The organism is Propionispora vibrioides, from assembly GCF_900110485.1.
Classification (GTDB): domain Bacteria; phylum Bacillota; class Negativicutes; order Propionisporales; family Propionisporaceae; genus Propionispora; species Propionispora vibrioides.
In genome coordinates, this window is record NZ_FODY01000022.1 from 48381 (window position 1) to 64813 (window position 16433).

The following is a 16433-nucleotide window of genomic DNA, read 5'->3' on the forward strand; positions in this document are numbered from 1 at the left end:
GTCTGCTGCCTTGTCGTCAATCGGCATAGGACCCCGCTATGCCTCATTCCTCCGCCTTGCAGGCTGAAAATTCATCCTGCGTCCTTTAGCGGCATATGAACTTGTCACTACACTTGAAAGGAGATTGTATGAGCATATTTCACGCATGCGATATTCGCGGTATTGCGGATACCGAGCTTACGGAAGCTGTGGCGCGCAAGATTGCCAGGGCTGTGGGGGTTAAATTGACCGGGCGAAGAGTTGTGGTAGGCGGCGATGTGCGGCTGTCTACGCCACGGCTGCAGACGATCATGGTAGAAGAACTGGCTGTTGCGGGTTGCGAAGTCATGGATATAGGCACGGTAGCCACGCCTGTTTTCTATTTTGCGTTAAAAAATATGGACGCCTTTGGCGGTGTTATGGTCACGGCGTCGCACAATCCGGCTCCCTATAACGGCTTTAAGCTGGTGCTCGGGCCTCAGCCGGTTACGGAAGCGGATATCCGGGAAATTGAGCGTCTGGTCAATGATGGCGCGGGCGTCCGGGGCAAAGGCTCTGTGACGAAGGTGAACATTATTGATCGGTACATAGAATATACGGCCGGCAGAGCCCGGCAAAACGGAATGAAGGTTGTGCTGGATGCCGGCAATGGCGCTACGGCTGCTATTGTTCCCCGGCTGTTTCGCACACTAGGTTATCAAGTGGAGGAGCTTTTTTGCCAGCCCGACGGGAGCTTCCCCAACCGGTCGCCCAATCCGGCGCTGGCGGAAAACCTGGCAGCTCTCGGTGCTAAGGTCTGCGAGGTCGGCGCTCAAATCGGCGTGGCTTTTGACGGCGATGGTGACCGGGTGGCGTTTGTTGATGAAAATGGACGGGCTGTGGATAATGACGATATCATGGTGTTGATTGCCCGCTACTATCTGGAGCAGCAGCCGGGGACGATCATTTACGACGCCAAATGCTCGATGGTCGTACCGGAGGAGGTGGCCAAAGCCGGTGGCAAAGCCGTTATGGCCCGCGCCGGCCACACGTTCAGCAAAGCGGCGTTCCTCCGGGAAAAGGCGTTGTTTGCCGGCGAGATCAGCGGCCATTTCTTCTTTTCCGAAATGGGCTATGACGACGGCATGTTTGCCGGGTTGAAGGTTTGTGAATTTGTGGCTGAACATGGCTCGCTGGCGGCATTGATTGACGCTATTCCCAACTACAGCCTGACGCCGGACATCCGGGTTCGCTACACCGGGACGGACAAGGCGGAGATTCTGGCCGGTGTGGCCGAACGGCTGGCAGCATACCTGCCTAACCTGATTGACGGTGTGCGGGTGGAATTCGCCGATGGCTGGGGCATGATCCGGGCCTCGGTTACCGAACCTTTATTTACCCTGCGCTTTGAGGCTAAGACGCCGGCGCGGCTGCGGGAGATTATGGACCTGGTGGTTACCGCGTTGCCGGCAAACTTACAGACGCCGGTCAGTGAAGCGATAAACCGGCTGCAAGGCGAGTAATTAATGATTTTTTAGGAAGCAAGAGGAGCTTTTTTATGCAAGTGCATGTATTGGCAAGTGGGAGTAAGGGCAATGCAACCCTGCTGCAAGGCAAAGATGCAAATATTTTAATTGACGCCGGCATCAGCACCCGGCGGATTAAACAGGAACTGGCCAAGCTAGGCACCGGACTGGAAGCACTTGACGGCATTTTGCTTACCCATGAGCACCGGGATCATATTGCCGGCTTGACGACGCTGACAAAACGGTACCGTTTGCCCGTGTATACCCGTCCGGACACCTGGCTGTCCATGACCCTAAAAGACACCATACCACCGGAATGCTGCCGGGATTTAAACAACAGCCTGGACCTTGGCAGCCTGAAAATCGAGCCCTTTGCCATTTCCCACGATGCGGCTGATCCGGTAGGCTTTAATTTCTTTGAAGACGCCTGCAAATGCAGTGTGGTGACCGACCTGGGTTTCGTTACCGATTCGGTGAAAAGGGCGTTGTCGTTGTCCGACATTATGGTATTGGAAGCCAACCATGACCTTGACATGTTGAAAAACGGTTCTTATCCGTGGTCGTTAAAGCAGCGCATCATGAGTAACCGGGGCCATTTGTCCAATATGGATGCAGGCTGGACTTTAGCCCGTTTGGATAGAAAAAACCGGACCGATGTCTTTCTGGCCCATTTGAGTCAGGAGAATAACCGGCCCGACATTGCGAAAAATACAGTCAGCAGTATACTGGCAGAGCAGGGTTGTGAGGTTGGCGAAGATGTCCGTCTCTATCTTACCTATCCGGATCGCTGCGCCAGTATGGATGAATGATAAGGGGGCTTTTGCTATGGCACAGTATAAAAGGATTACTTCTTATATTATTGTTGCTGTCATTGCCGCGTTGCTGGGCGGCGGCTTTGTCTGGGGTTACAGCAATAAGCTGGCTAAAAATACGCCGCAGGGCTCTGGCGGCAGTTCCGCCAATCTGGCTCAACTGCCATCCAACGGAGCTTCGATATCTGATGCCCGTAACACAGCGGTGGTTCGGGCCGCCCAGCAGGTAGGCCCGGCTGTGGTAGGGATCACCAATAAGGCTTATGCTAATGATTCTCGGGAAGGGAAAGTGCTGGTGGAACAGGGAACCGGTTCGGGTGTGATTTTTGATGCCCAAGGGCATATTGCCACCAATTATCATGTAGTGCAGGAGGCCCAGGAAATCTCGGTATCGCTTTCTGACGGGCGGGTGGTAGACGGCAAAGTGCTGGGAACCGATCCGGCCACCGACCTGGCGGTTGTCAAAATTGACGCTGATAATCTGCCTGCTGCCACACTAGGTGATTCGGACAGCCTCTTGGTCGGCGAGCCGGCCATTGCTATTGGCAACCCACTGGGACTGGAGTTTAAAGGCAGCGTGACGGCCGGGGTAATCAGTGCGCTTAATCGTTCCATTGAAATCGGTGATCGGAAATTTAAGCTGATTCAGACCGATGCCGCCATTAACCCGGGCAATTCCGGCGGAGCCTTGGTCAATGCCGACGGGTTGGTCGTGGGGATTAACAGTGCCAAAATCGCCGTAGCCGGTGTCGAAGGCATCGGATTCTCCATCCCGATTAATACCGCCCGCCCCATTTTGCAGTCGTTGATTGAGAAAGGGAAGGTAATCCGGCCCTATCTGGGCATTGGTGTATGGGATAAAAATTCGGCGGCTCAATACGGCTATAGCTTAAATATTGACAAAGGCGTCTACGTTGCCAAGCTCTACAAGAACGGAGCGGCCGCCAAGGCAGGCATCAAACAGGGCGATGTCATTTTGAAGGTGGCCGGCACCGACACCAATACCGTGGCCGATCTGCGTTCGGTTACTGATGCCCAGGCCGTAGGCAGCAGTGTGGAGGTGGTCATTCAGCGAAACGATAAAACGATGACCGTAACCGTAACTTTAGAAGAGATGCCGGAACAGCAATAAAATGAAAATCACTGTAGTTGCTGTAGGAAAAATAAAAGAAAAATATCTTACTGCCGGCATTGCCGAATTTGCTAAACGTTTGACTCCCTATTGCAAATTTAGTATTGTCGAAGTAGACGAAGAAAAAATGCCGGATAACCCCTCGGCGGCTGAAAAGGTCAAAGCCCTGGCCCGCGAAGGGGAACGGATGCTTAAATACATTAAGGCTGACAGCTACCTCATCGTACTGGATGTGGCCGGCAAACTGGCTTCATCGGAGGAACTGTCCGCTAAACTGGACCACCTGGCGCTCACTGGCAAGAGTGATATCACCTTCGCCATCGGCGGCGCCTTCGGCTTGGCTGATAACATAAGGACAGCCGCTAACGAGCGACTGTCCTTTTCCAAGATGACCTTTACCCACCAAATGATCCGCCTGCTGCTGACCGAACAAATCTACCGGGCGTTTAAGATCAGCCGGGGGGAACCGTATCACTGGTAACGGTGCTGGTTTTTGACCTCAAGTCCTGTTTTTGCAGGACTTGAGGTTTTTTTTATGCCTGGCTTTTAACCATAGGGAGGGTAACCGCCCTCATTGCCCTGCAACTAAGAATGAGAAAAGTCGAAAAAAAAAGCTTGAAGTGTTAATTAAGACTAGTATACTGATAGTAACGGCGCCGTAAATAAATAGAAACGGAGAGATTTATTTATGGAACAATTTAAATTAAGCTCAATAGGGACGATCCAAATCGATGATGATGGCATGAAGGTGGTATTGGATAGAGAATATATTCCGGCCATTACGAATCTAGCGGATTTTAAGTATATCAATGTACTATGGTGGTTTGATAAATATGATAGTGCCGCATCAAGGACAAAACTTATTGAAAAGAAGCCTTACAAAAATGCCCCGGAGGTATTAGGAACTTTTGCAACACGTTCTCCGGAACGGCCAAACCCTATAGGGGTTACCTGCAGCTATGTCACGTATGTTGATTATCAAAATGGTATTATTGGCTTGGCCTATATGGATGCCGATCATGGTACGCCTGTTCTTGATATTAAGCCCTACATGCCCAGCCTTGACAGGGTAGAAGCGCCCTTAATGCCGGAATGGTGCTCAAATTGGCCTAAAAATGTGGAAGATTCGGGAGAGTTTGATTGGAGTTCAGTCTTTAACTTTTAGCTTATAATGGTAAAGAAAGTCCTCAAGTCTTGAAAACTTTAAGGCTTGAGGACTTTCTGTTGCAAGTGGGAAAAAAGAGATTGTTTTCGTGGTCGAGAAGCAAGGGGAAACATCTATGTTCAGGCCGTCTATCTACTCGTCGATAAAAAGACAGGGACGGGAGTTTTGAATATTCTTGTTGAACGGTACCGGTCGTCCGGTGAGGTGGATACCGCCTGTCCGGACGCACGATACCGCTAAAAATTATTCGCTTAGCCTTTTATCCAAACCATAAACCTCTCTCATTGATAAATCTTTCGTTGGATCGACGCTTTCGATGTTAATCTTGTAGGCATCATGGACAATACGATCAAGAATGGCATCATCCAGTGGCGAATCATCACCGCCAAGCTGCTCATACCAACCTTCATGGCGGTATTGGGAGCAAAAAATCGTAGATGAGCGTTTCCTGCGTCGATGAAGGAGTTCAAAGATATCCTTTGCCTCATTCGGTGTTGGTTTTAAGAGTAACCATTCATCGATAATCAGAAGTACGGGATTGGAATATTTCTGCATGACCTTCTTGTAAGTGCCTTCATTTCTTGCATGCTCCAAGTCCAACAGGAGATCAGGAAGCCGAACGTACTGCGTTTTGTAATAGTGCTTGCAAGCTTCCATTCCGAAGGCATTGGCCAGATACGTCTTGCCGCAGCCGGTTGCGCCGGTAATGAAAACATTTCGGAATTCTGCGATGTACTCACAAGTTGCCAAGCGTTTAACCAGGTCTTTATTGATTTTTCGTCCAGATGAATAGTTGATTCCGATGATACTTGCATCAGGTTGCTCAAACTCAGCACTTTTAATGAGTCTATGCAAGCGATTGTTTTTTCTTCTGGTGTATTCGATATCGACCATCATGCCTATGCGGTCTTCAAAGTCGATCTCCTTCATGTTAGGCTCAGATAGTTGCTGAAGGTAGGCTTCAGCCATTGCAGTCAAACGCATGCCTATCAGTTTATCAATGGTTGGATTATTGATCATTGCCCTTTACCTCCATAGTAGTTTGCGCCCCGTGTCACGCCATAATGGTTCTTTGTGGGTTTTGCTGCGTCTGGCTTTGATGGCTCTTTTGTCCCGGTGGAAAGAATGTTTTTGATACTCTTATAACTTGGACTTGCCGTATAACTCAAAGCTTTTTCACAAGCTGCTTCTAGGCGCGATTCTGAGTGCCTAGAAGCTAATTTAAGTAAACCCATGCAACTCTTATAGGTTTGTTGTTCCACGGAACTGGAGGATAAGATGGCAATAATGGATTTGTGGGTGCCAGGCCCAATTTTCTGTGCCCAATGCTTGAAACGATCGCCGTTCCACTCCAAATACTTCTGGTGGTCGGGTGGCATGTGTTCCAAGAGGGTGCTGTATTGCCCCTTTCGACCATAAAGTCGCTTATGGGATGCAACACGATTATGATTATAAAAGATTTCTAAAACCCTATCAGTAATCCTCACATCGACCTTGCGTTTGATATATTCATATGGTACGGAATATAGCATTCCCTCAAGTGATATGTGATAATTGAACTGAACGGTGGCTTGTTTCCAATCCGCCAGTTCATAAGAGGTAACTGGTAGTGGGCTTAGGAACGGCAACTCTTCGTGGTGGAAGAGACTCCACCGGCTACCTTCTTTCTTTTGAAACTCCTTTGAATTAAACACTTTAAGTTTTTCTCGGATTGCAGTATTAAGTTCTACCAACGAGAAGAATTGCTCATTTCTGAGTGCAGCAGTAATCCAAGTAGAAATGTTGCCAACGGTACCCTCGACACTTGCTTTATCTTTAGGTTTCCGAACCCTGGCTGGGATTATTGCTGTATTATAGTGCTCCGCCATTTCGTGATAAGTGACATTGAGCTTGGGTGTATACCAATCTTTCGTATGAACCACAGCAGTTTTACAGTTATCAGGAACAAGAATTTTAGCGGTACCGCCGAAAAGGTTGTACATATGGACGTGTGCTGTAATCCAAGCCCTCTGCTTTTCATTGATAAATGCTTCAACATAAGCGTACTGACTATAGGTCATAACACCAACAAAGAGAAATGCCTCAGTAATTTCTCCTGTATCAGGATCAATAATCTTGGCGGGATCTCCCGCCCAGTCCACTTCGATCTGTTCGCCAGGTTTGCGGCTAATGTGCATGGTTGCGCGACGCTTTTGTTCATCAAGCTGAATGTAATGACAAAACTGTGAATACATCAGAGATTCTTCATCGTTAAGTCGACATTCTTCCATATACTCAGTCCAGAGCAACTTTTTACTGACACCATTTTTCAATAGTTCGTTACGAACGTAGAATTATCGGGGACGGTCCATTCGATTCATAGAATGTAAGTATATAAATATAACTATATAACTATACAAATTTAACGAGAGATTATCTAAGCCAGATAATTAGACTCAATGGTACCGTCCCCTGTAGGGTGTAGAAGCGGCAAGGTTCAGGATACTGAACTTTGCCGCTTGGCGGTTTGTAGTATTTGTAGGCTATCTATATGCTGTGGCGGTTCATGGTGTAAGTATGGTATTTTCTACATAGGCCTTGAAATGTGTTGCAGCAGGCGACATATAGCTATTTGTTCGCCATACCATTTGAATTACTGTTAAACAATGAGGAATACGGACACGAATAATTGAGATTTTTTGCATATCGAGTCCTGGTATAAAGGGGATTAAAGCAACGCCGTACTTAGCTCCGACAAGTCCGGCAATGGTTCTTTCCTCAAATGCCTCGAAAGAGATCTTTGGATGAAAGCCAGCATCCCGGCAAAAATCCACAACTATATCATGGAGTGCTGTTTCAGGTTTATAAAGAACAAATGGATCATTGGCCACTTCGCACAAATCAACTTGCTCCTTAGTGGCAAGTCTATGATCTTTATGAACAATTAAAAATAGCTCTTGTTTCATGATGGGGATTGAACTCAAAGTCTCCATTGGCTCTTGCTGCGTACAAAAACCAATATCTATTGTTGTAGACTCTAATTGGCTTAGAATTCTCTTTGTGGTATCTTGGTTCAACTGAAATTTAATCCCGGGCGCCTGTTTCTGAAAAGCACTAATCAGATCTGGAACAAAACTTGAGCCAAGTGGCTGAATGAAGGCAATTAAGATCGTGCCATGAGAAGGATCGATCATATTGTGTATTTCTTTCTGAGCATCTAGCAGTTCTTTTAAAGCAATATCAACATGTCTGAGGAAAACTTCTCCGTAACGGTTTAAGACCACACCTCGACTTTTACGTTCAAATAATGGAATGCCTAGTTCTTCTTCCATTCGAGCTATTGACCTGCTCAGGGCAGATTGCGACAGAGCTAAGTCATCTGCGGCCTTTGTAAAATTGCGTTTGTTGGCAAGCGTCTGAAAGTATTTAAGTTGATGTAAGTCCATGGAAATGCACCTCTGATAAAATAGTGATATTACAATTATGCATTAAAGCCATGCAAAAGACAATTAGTTATGCATGGCTTTTTGATGTATAATGAACAAGCCGCATAAAACATGTATGGAGTGATTAACTTGAACAACGAGAATTTATGGACTAAGAATTTTATTAGCATAACTTTCCTCAGCTTTAGTATTTTTTTTGCCTTTTATATATTACTTGCAATCCTTCCCTTATATATGCTAGGCTCACTTAATGCTAGCACAGATAAAGTAGATCTAATGGTTACGTTATTTCTAGGGGCGGCTATACTCATTCGACCTTTTGCGGGGCAATGGGTGGGTAGGTGGTCTCAGAAAAAGATCTTAATGTATTCAACTATTGCATTTTTTGCATCTACGCTTCTATATCCCTTTGCAACGAATATTAAGGCATTGCTTATTCTGCGTGGTTTTCATGGTCTGGCATTTGGTGTTATTACGACTGTAAAAGGCACTATCTGTGCTGAAATCATTCCGCCTTCTAGACGTGGTGAAGGTTTAAGCTATTTCTCACTGGCTATGTGTCTGGCCATGGTATTAGGGCCATATATCGGGCTGACTCTTGCTAATAGTAATTCTTACAATATTGCTTTTGCGATTTGTATGGGTATTTCAGCTGCAAATATTGGCCTTGTTATTATCACGAGAATTCCACAAGAGGCTAAAGAACAGAAAGAGATGTTAAGGGAGAGTAAATTTTCCTGGAATGACCTCTTCGATAAAAATGCAGCGCCATTTGCTTGTGCAATATTTATTTTAGCATGTGCCTATTCAGGTATTTCAGCCTTTCTAGCGCTGTACGCGAAAGAAATAGGCCTGGTAAAAGTAGCCAGTTATTTCTTCCTTGTTTATGCAGCATTTATGATGGTTTCCCGTCCATTTACGGGACGATGGTGTGATAGATTGGGCAGTAAAGTTATCATTTATCCTTGTTTGGCCCTCTTTGCGGTAGGAATGCTTTTATTAAGCCTGGCTCATTCAAGTGTACTAATTTTATTGGCTGGGGCTATCATTGGTATTGGTTATGGTTCTGTAACACCAGTATTTCAAACGCAAATTATTAATTCAGTTGAACGTCATAGAGTTGGAATCGCAAATTCCTTATTCTTTAATTCGATGGACGCGGGTATGGCTATTGGTGCGTATGTATTGGGTATTATAGCGGGCTCTTTTGGCTATGGTGGTATTTATATGACGGGATTTATTTTGATTGTGGCCGCTACACTGCAGTACTTTGTTCTAACTTCCAGAGTGAAGTCCGAGCCGTTCTTAAAAGAGGAAGAATTTGCAGAATAATAAATTAAAGAAACATGAGTGAAGGCATGTTTAGTAAAATTTTAGTTCCTGTTGACGGGTCGACGGAAGCGATAGAGGCGGTAAAATTTGCTAGGAAAATTGCTGAGAAATTTAGCAGTGCTGTAACCTTGATTCATATCATTCAACATGCGGCGTACATTGATTCAGACGCTCATTCGATGGTAAGCTCCATAATTAAAAGCTTGGATGAGCGAGGTAATCAAGTGCTTGCACAAGCATTAGAATTTTATCAGGACTATGAAGGTCGAGTAGCAACATGCATCGAACATGGTCATCCGGGTGTAAAAATAACGGAAATCAGTAAGGAGCAAAATTATTCATTAATCGTTATGGGACGGCGCGGTATGAGTGATATCGGTAAGCTTTTAATAGGCAGCGTTAGCAATTACGTACTTCATTATGCTGACTGCCCAACCTTAATCATTCGCGGGCATAAATAGGGTATAGTTTAACTAAAACCGCGAAATGTAAATCAGAGGTTAAATGCTTTCAAGTGATCCCGGGTTTTAGTGAGATCAATGTCACAGACTGATACTATTGCCGTTCCGCTACACTTTCATTACGTTAATTATTGAGTTAGATACGATATGTCGGAAAGTATCTGTATCCAAGAACTTAATACCGTTAATTTCAAGGATATAGTTGCCAGTCTTTAATCCAATTTGCTCAGCCAGAGACCTTGCAGCAATATCAACACTCACAATATAAAATCCTATATCAAAATATTGAGGGCAATGAGGGCGATTTCATTGCCCTTTCCAGCACCGTTTGACCCGATACGGAGAACCTGTACCATTGGTAAAGGTGAAAAATGGCCTCAATCCTTCCCAATGCGGGGTTAGAGGAACTTTTTTGCGGACCTAAGCGAGAAGAAAATATAAGTATCCTGATCGCCTTACAAATGTGGAAAGTCAATGCATTTTTGGGAGACGGAAAAGTCGGTAGCGTTTCAACACTGCCGACTTTTCCGTCCCAGGGGCATCTCTGTCGACATTGTTGAAAACTGATGCATAACCCAGTATAATTTAAATGGCATTCACACTTGGCGAATCCTGTGAAGTAGTAGATTAAATAGATAGGCGGATAGGTTATGAAAATTTCCAAAAGCGATGCGTTGATATGGTTTGATTTTTTTTCACAATTGTCTGAGGACGAGGAAGTTAGTGTAAAACATGAAGAAATTATTTACGCTACCTTTGCGCAAATTGAGGCAGCAGTTGATCATCGAAATGATAGGTTGATGTCGGAAATTAAAGGTTTAAAAACTTTGGAAAACAGAACTATTTTTGTGGGGAATGAAAGCAAATTTCCCCTAGGATGTCGTTCTTGTCTGTTGGGAACTGGGTTGAGTGCAATTAGGAAAACGAACAAATGTAATTTAGAATGTAAGTTCTGTTATAATTATGGTGAGCTAGACGCTATTCATCCGGTTGGCGAGGGTCTGTGGGAAATTGGCGGCACAAAATTTTACGAGAAGGATATTGATTTGCTTCTTTCTATTCAGCAAAAACCTACTGGTATTTCCTACGTTTATTTAGAGCCTTTTATGGAAATTGAAAAATATTATACGATTATAAAGAAATTTAGTGATGCTCAAATTCATCAGCATTTATACACAAATGGCACGTTAGCCACAGAAGAGACATTGAAAGCATTAGGGGAAGCCGGCCTTGATGAGATACGTTTCAACCTGGGTGCTTCTAACTGTTCGGACAAAGTTATTGGAAATATTGGATTAGCGAAAAAATATATTAAAAGTGTAGGCATTGAAACCCCAATGACTCCGGAGTTTTTCGAAGCATTTTTTAAGAAAAAGCAAGCAATCTTCGAAACAAAACTCGATTTCATCAATTGCGCCGAATTACATTTAAATGAGAATAACATAGGCAATTACTATGGAGAAAATATGTATATTTCCCGACATGGCTATATATCCCCAATTTGGAGCAGGGAATTAACTTTGAAATTCATGAAAATAGCCGAGGAAGAAAACTGGGATTTAGCCATTCATGATTGCTCAAACTATACAAAATTTGCAAGAGGTTTAAACTTGAGCAGCAAAGAGGGTATGTGGTTCGGCGCCAGTAATTATGCCTGTGAATTTTCTATGATTCCATACGAAATATTTATACCGATACTGAATGATGACAGTTTCCAATTTTTAAATGAAGAAGAATTGCCTGATGACTATAAACCGGAAATTATAGATTTTTAGAAGGGCGTGTCTTTTAGGAATACTCTTAACCAAACAGAAGGCATGGAAAATCGTCAAGAGGGGTATGTTTTTCCTGTTCGCCAATGGAAATTACCGTCGCTGAATCTTTAGCGCTGAAAAGCGGCGCAAAAGGATCGTTTGACTAAAACATTCGCCTAGGTCCGATATAGTGAATGTAGCATTGTAAGGGCGAAAAACGGCCTCAATCCTTGACATAACAGGGATTGGGGCATTTGTCTTTGCTAAATAGAAATCAAATAAAAATCAATATGTTGTAGCTTAAAATAATGTAAGTATTGCCGGTGCAACGGAAGGAGAAAGAAATGAATGTAACGTGTAATAATCTCAAAAACTCTTCCCATATTCGTTGGTTTATTTTAGCCGATGTTTTATTGGGTACATTTATGGCTACTTTGGATAGCAGTATTGTTAATGTTGCTTTACCTACTATTTCAACCCAATTGAATGTTACGTTGTCCATTGTGCAGTGGATCGTTGTTTCTTATCTGCTGGCTATTGCAAGTCTGTTGCCGATTTTTGGCCGTTTGGCTGATATGTGGGGTAGAAACAAAGTTTATTCCATGGGTTTTCTTGTTTTTACGTTGGGGTCAGTGCTTTGCGGATTGTGCAATACTATCGGAATGCTTGTGGGAATGCGGGTCTTTCAGGCAGTTGGAGCTTCGATGATGATGGCTACGAATCAAGCTATTATTGTATCTAGTTTTCCTGTTAGCGAAAGGGGGCGGGCATTAGGTTTGCTAGGTACTTTTGTTGCTTTGGGTTCACTGACAGGACCGGCACTGGGTGGATTCTTAGTAAGCTGGGTAGGTTGGCGATATATTTTCTATGTCAATGTACCGATCGGAATCATCGGCTATTTGTTGGCAAATATTATTTTACCTGCCGATAAAGACAAGAAAGCTGCATCCTTTGATTACAAAGGAAGTATTCTTTTTACGATGGGTTTAATAGGAATACTATTTGCGATTAATGACGGAAATGTTTTTGGCTGGAATTCACCGATCATTCTTGGTTCTTTATTCTTGGGAGTTATCTTGTTAGCAGTATTCACTCTGGTGGAGTTTCGGTTGGAAAATCCCTTGATAAATTTCAGTATTTATCGCAACCGTGTTTTTATGTTAGGCAACTTTTCTGCATTTCTTAATTTTGCCGCTACTTTTGCTAATGCGATTATTATGCCCTTTTTCTTACAGAATGTCTTACATTATTCCAGTCTCCGAGTAGGACTAATGATGGCTTCTTTACCCGTTTGTATGGCCATCGCAGCACCGTTCAGCGGCTATGGTTCGGATAAATTCGGTCCGATATGGTTTGCTACCGGTGGGTTGTTGCTTAATACATTAGGTTATCTGTTCCTGCTGTCTGTTACAACCCATTCAACTTTTGGGGGCATTATCCCCAGTCTTATTTTAGTGGGTGTGGGAACAGGTATGTTTCAGCCTCCTAATAATAGCTTTGTTATGAGTTCGGTTAGCAAAGATCAAATCGGGATAGTAAATGGCCTGAATGCACTAATACGAAACCTGGGTATGATCATGGGGGCATCCTTATCGGTGCTGATTCTTGAAAAATTGCAAGCCGCCATATTATCAGGGATTGCCAATCCTACACAAATTCAGGTGGATAGTAGCTTTGTAGAAGCTTTTCACATTGTTATGGCTTTTGTGGCCGGAATCTCTGTATGTGCCGCAATTATTTCTTTTAGCAGGAAAAATTATAGTTTGTTAAAGGGGGGATTACAGGAATAGCTTTGCCTGGAGAGAGCTTGGTGTTAGGCCTGAATTATTTGGCTATTAAGGGATAGAATCAATATGTTGTTACAGAAACATAACGATTCTTTTTCGAGCGATAAGAGATTAAATGTATAAATTTAAATAATACACAATTTACATAACAAATCGTTGATAAGAAGGAAAGAGAAAATCATCGAATTATCGCAAGTCCGCAGGAAAAAGGTAATACGGAATTATAGGGGATGATTCATTTTACATAAGTATAGTTATACAAATTTAGTGAGAGATTATCTAGAAAGAAATAATTGGACTCAACAGTGCCACTGCCTTTGCGTTCGGAACAAAAAGGAAAAACGTTAGCATTTATTCATATAAGTGATTTGCTTTTGGAAATAGTTCGTCTGATTTTAAGGTCAGCGTTTTTTGAAGTGGTCGATAATGAAAAAAATGATTCAACTTTTAAGCTATTTAGTACAAGGAATCTTTTCATGAGGGATATTGCGATTATTTTGATTAGATTTCATACTACTATCGTATAACTGGATGCTCCCTAAGGCGATAATAGCAAAAATTAATAACACTATTTGTCCGCTGAATATTTGTAGCAAAACTCCACCAATGACCGGCCCAATAGCCTTTCCTAAGTATTGGAATCCTAAAGAGCCAAAATATGCGCCTCGCAGATTCTCTGGTGCTATATCATCAATAAAAATTCCACCTATAGAAAAAACAAAAATTTCTCCTAAGGTAAAAATAATCTGGCTTATTATATATGAAATATAACTCAATCCGGAAAAACCCATCCCTATAAGCCCGCCCGCAATGAAAAAACTACCTATCTTCATTAACCATAACGGACTTTTTCTTTTCAAGCAATAACTTGTAATTGGTATCTGCAATGATACTACTGTAATTGCATTTGTAGCTAAGATCATTGTAAAAACCTCTGTGCCTCCAAAACGCTGCATAAGTATCTGTCCTAATGTTGATTCTTGCTGGACATATGCTAAATAAGAAATAATTCCACCTACTATGTAAAGCCTCAATGACTTATCATGAAATAACGTTTTTGCAGCCATACGTATTGATATTCTATTAGTATTTGTTGCTTGCCTTTCCCACTGCCTCTTTGATTTTGAAGCTATTAGTAGCAGTAGAGATAGGTAAGCCCAACACATAACACCTGTAAAATAAAAACTATCTATAGTTCCTGAAAAACCTATCCATGCGCCTAAAATCGGTCCTAAGGCACTCCCTATATTAGCTACCGTATATCGTAGATTAAATGCGATAACTTTTTGCTCATTGGTTACAACATCTGCTAACATGGCTTGAGTTAGAGTATCAGACCATATACGAAACAATCCGGCAAATAAATTCAAAGTACAAAACATCCCTGCCACTACCACTTTCGAAGTGTCAATAGAAGCTGCTATCCCAAAACCGCAAAAAATTAAGCCATAACATAGCAGTGAAATTCCAAGTGTTTTTTTTCTCCCATATCTATCAGATAGGTAACCGCCTAAAAATCCACCCAACGTATATGATAAATAAGAAGTTCCTACGATTATACCGGTAATAGAAAGCGATATTCCTACTTTAAAATGTAGAAATATCGCAAGAAAAGGTACCGTCATTGATGTTCCAATTCTTAAAAAAAGTACTCCTATAATAATAATCCATATTAATGGATTAAATTTGTAAGCATTAAAATTCATAATTACCTCCTTAAACCATCTATATTCTCGATAAGAATAGGTTTAAAGAAATGAATTCTCTAAACCTATTTTACGTAAAGTAGAACACGTTTATTTGCTATTATTCAAAATCTATATCAAATAAATTCTTTTCTTTTAATACGCTCTGAATATCTGTTCGAACTTTGTTAAAATCATCAGAATAACATTCCAAAGTCCAAAAATGCATATATCCATTTTTAGAAGGACCGACTATTGTTCCAGCTTCTATTGATAAACGCTGATCATAAAATGAGGGTAAACTTAAAATCTTATCAATATTATTTAATCCCCTGAATACTCCTCTTTTGGAAGGAAGCGGTCTAGCAAATGCAAATCCTTTCTCCCATTTTACTTTTAATTCTTCTTCAAAATTTTTACCTTGAAGCATTTTGGCATAGGCTGGGACTAAATCTATTCCAAAGGCTTTATTCAACATTTGTGCTCTACTACCACCAATTCTCGCACCAACTTCTAGTAATTTTGGTCCTTGACTAGTAAATACAAGCTCTACGTGAGCTAGTGAGCTTGTAATACCCAAAGCTTTAACTGCACATTTTGCCAATTCCCTTGCTTGTTCCTGTTTAGCTTTTTTGAGTTGCGAAGGGAAAATGGCAGCACAACGATTAAAGTCGTTGCCCCCATAATCTCTTGCGGTAAAACCATCGACGATAGGAGTAGTATAAACAATTCCCTCTTCATCAATTAAACAATCAATTGAATGAGTATAACCTTCTAAAAATTCTTCAGCTAGTAATTTTTCGTTAGAAGATTTGATATTCTTTTTTTTATAATACGCTAAAACCCCCTCTTTGATGGCATAATAAGATTTTTCGATTTGATCTTCGTCCGTAATTTTTTCTACAAAAAGACTGGCATATAGATTGTGGGGCTTTATAATAACCGGTAATCCCACTTGATTAATAAAATCCCTTAACTCTTTTACATTACCAACTTCGGTATACTGAGCTGTTGTATCTTTTCCTAACTTCTTTAAGAATAACTCTCTCATCTTTGTCTTACTCAAACTATTTTCTGCAGCTTCTATGGACAACCCTCTTAAATTAAATTTTTCGGATAAAATGGCTGATTGCCTAACATAAAATTCTCTCATGTTTAACAAACATAATATATTGTACCGAGTTTTTATATTTTCAATAATAGTAAATAAATCTTCAATGTGTCCCATAGTGAAATTAAACGTTTCTACAAGCGTAAACTTACTCAGATCTGCAATATTTTTTGAGTTGTTTACATCCAAAATAATTCCGATATCTATACCATGTTCATAGAACCACTCGTATTCACCGGTTCGTGCGTTTCCTAAATATAAAACAATTTCTTTCATGGCCAATCA

General features: G+C 42.2%; 14 protein-coding genes. 9 read left to right on the forward strand and 5 right to left on the reverse strand.

Going from position 1 to position 16433, the window contains the following annotated elements; translation table 11 throughout:
• Nucleotides 1–128 precede the first annotated feature (128 nt).
• The 5 genes from BMW43_RS15605 to BMW43_RS15625 all read left to right on the forward strand — a co-directional run bounded on the left by BMW43_RS15605 (nt 129) and on the right by BMW43_RS15625 (nt 4593).
• On the forward strand, nt 129–1481 hold the full coding sequence (locus BMW43_RS15605) for a phosphomannomutase/phosphoglucomutase (RefSeq protein WP_091749667.1): 1353 nt from the start codon (nt 129–131) through the stop codon (nt 1479–1481).
• 35 nt (nt 1482–1516) lie between these two features.
• Nucleotides 1517–2293 carry an MBL fold metallo-hydrolase gene (locus BMW43_RS15610; protein WP_091749669.1) on the forward strand — a complete coding sequence of 259 codons (777 nt, stop codon included), beginning with the start codon at nt 1517–1519 and terminating at the stop codon, nt 2291–2293.
• A gap of 16 nt (nt 2294–2309) precedes the next feature.
• Nucleotides 2310–3428, forward strand: coding sequence for a S1C family serine protease (locus BMW43_RS15615; protein WP_091749671.1), 1119 nt, complete (start codon nt 2310–2312; stop codon nt 3426–3428).
• 1 nt (nt 3429) lies between these two features.
• Complete coding sequence (gene rlmH / locus BMW43_RS15620) at nt 3430–3909, forward strand: 23S rRNA (pseudouridine(1915)-N(3))-methyltransferase RlmH (protein ID WP_091749674.1); 480 nt, start codon at nt 3430–3432, stop codon at nt 3907–3909.
• Nucleotides 3910–4116: 207 nt separating this feature from the next.
• Nucleotides 4117–4593: a TrmO family methyltransferase domain-containing protein gene (locus tag BMW43_RS15625; protein ID WP_091749677.1), complete on the forward strand. Its 477-nt coding sequence runs from the start codon at nt 4117–4119 to the stop codon at nt 4591–4593.
• A gap of 243 nt (nt 4594–4836) precedes the next feature.
• On the opposite strand, the gene istB is transcribed toward BMW43_RS15625, so the two are convergent.
• The 3 genes from istB to BMW43_RS15640 all read right to left on the reverse strand — a co-directional run bounded on the left by istB (nt 4837) and on the right by BMW43_RS15640 (nt 8018).
• Complete coding sequence (istB, locus tag BMW43_RS15630; RefSeq protein ID WP_091749680.1) at nt 4837–5613, reverse strand: IS21-like element helper ATPase IstB; 777 nt, start codon at nt 5611–5613, stop codon at nt 4837–4839.
• A complete protein-coding gene (gene istA / locus BMW43_RS15635; RefSeq protein WP_281246131.1) occupies nt 5610–6905 on the reverse strand; it encodes an IS21 family transposase in 1296 nt (431 codons plus the stop codon). The genes istB and istA overlap by 4 nt, the downstream gene beginning before the upstream one ends.
• Before the next feature lie 231 nt (nt 6906–7136).
• Nucleotides 7137–8018 (reverse strand): LysR family transcriptional regulator, encoded by an 882-nt coding sequence (locus tag BMW43_RS15640; protein WP_091749683.1) that lies wholly within the window; start codon nt 8016–8018, stop codon nt 7137–7139.
• Between the two features lie 129 nt (nt 8019–8147).
• Between BMW43_RS15640 and BMW43_RS15645 the strand changes: the two genes are divergently transcribed.
• The 4 genes from BMW43_RS15645 (at nt 8148) to BMW43_RS15660 (ending at nt 13355) form a co-directional block, all read left to right on the forward strand.
• Nucleotides 8148–9350: an MFS transporter gene (locus BMW43_RS15645; protein WP_218140701.1), complete on the forward strand. Its 1203-nt coding sequence runs from the start codon at nt 8148–8150 to the stop codon at nt 9348–9350.
• A gap of 26 nt (nt 9351–9376) precedes the next feature.
• A complete protein-coding gene (locus BMW43_RS15650) occupies nt 9377–9811 on the forward strand; it encodes a universal stress protein (RefSeq protein ID WP_177173627.1) in 435 nt (144 codons plus the stop codon).
• Between the two features lie 650 nt (nt 9812–10461).
• Entirely contained in the window at nt 10462–11586 is a 1125-nt protein-coding gene (locus tag BMW43_RS15655) for a radical SAM protein (protein ID WP_091749692.1), read from the forward strand.
• Between the two features lie 323 nt (nt 11587–11909).
• Complete coding sequence (locus BMW43_RS15660) at nt 11910–13355, forward strand: MFS transporter (RefSeq protein WP_091749695.1); 1446 nt, start codon at nt 11910–11912, stop codon at nt 13353–13355.
• A gap of 449 nt (nt 13356–13804) precedes the next feature.
• On the opposite strand, the gene BMW43_RS15665 is transcribed toward BMW43_RS15660, so the two are convergent.
• Both BMW43_RS15665 and BMW43_RS15670 read right to left on the reverse strand, forming a co-directional pair.
• Nucleotides 13805–15058: an MFS transporter gene (locus BMW43_RS15665; RefSeq protein ID WP_091749697.1), complete on the reverse strand. Its 1254-nt coding sequence runs from the start codon at nt 15056–15058 to the stop codon at nt 13805–13807.
• Nucleotides 15059–15158: 100 nt separating this feature from the next.
• Entirely contained in the window at nt 15159–16424 is a 1266-nt protein-coding gene (locus BMW43_RS15670) for an ATP-grasp domain-containing protein (protein ID WP_091749700.1), read from the reverse strand.
• Nucleotides 16425–16433: the final 9 nt, after the last annotated feature.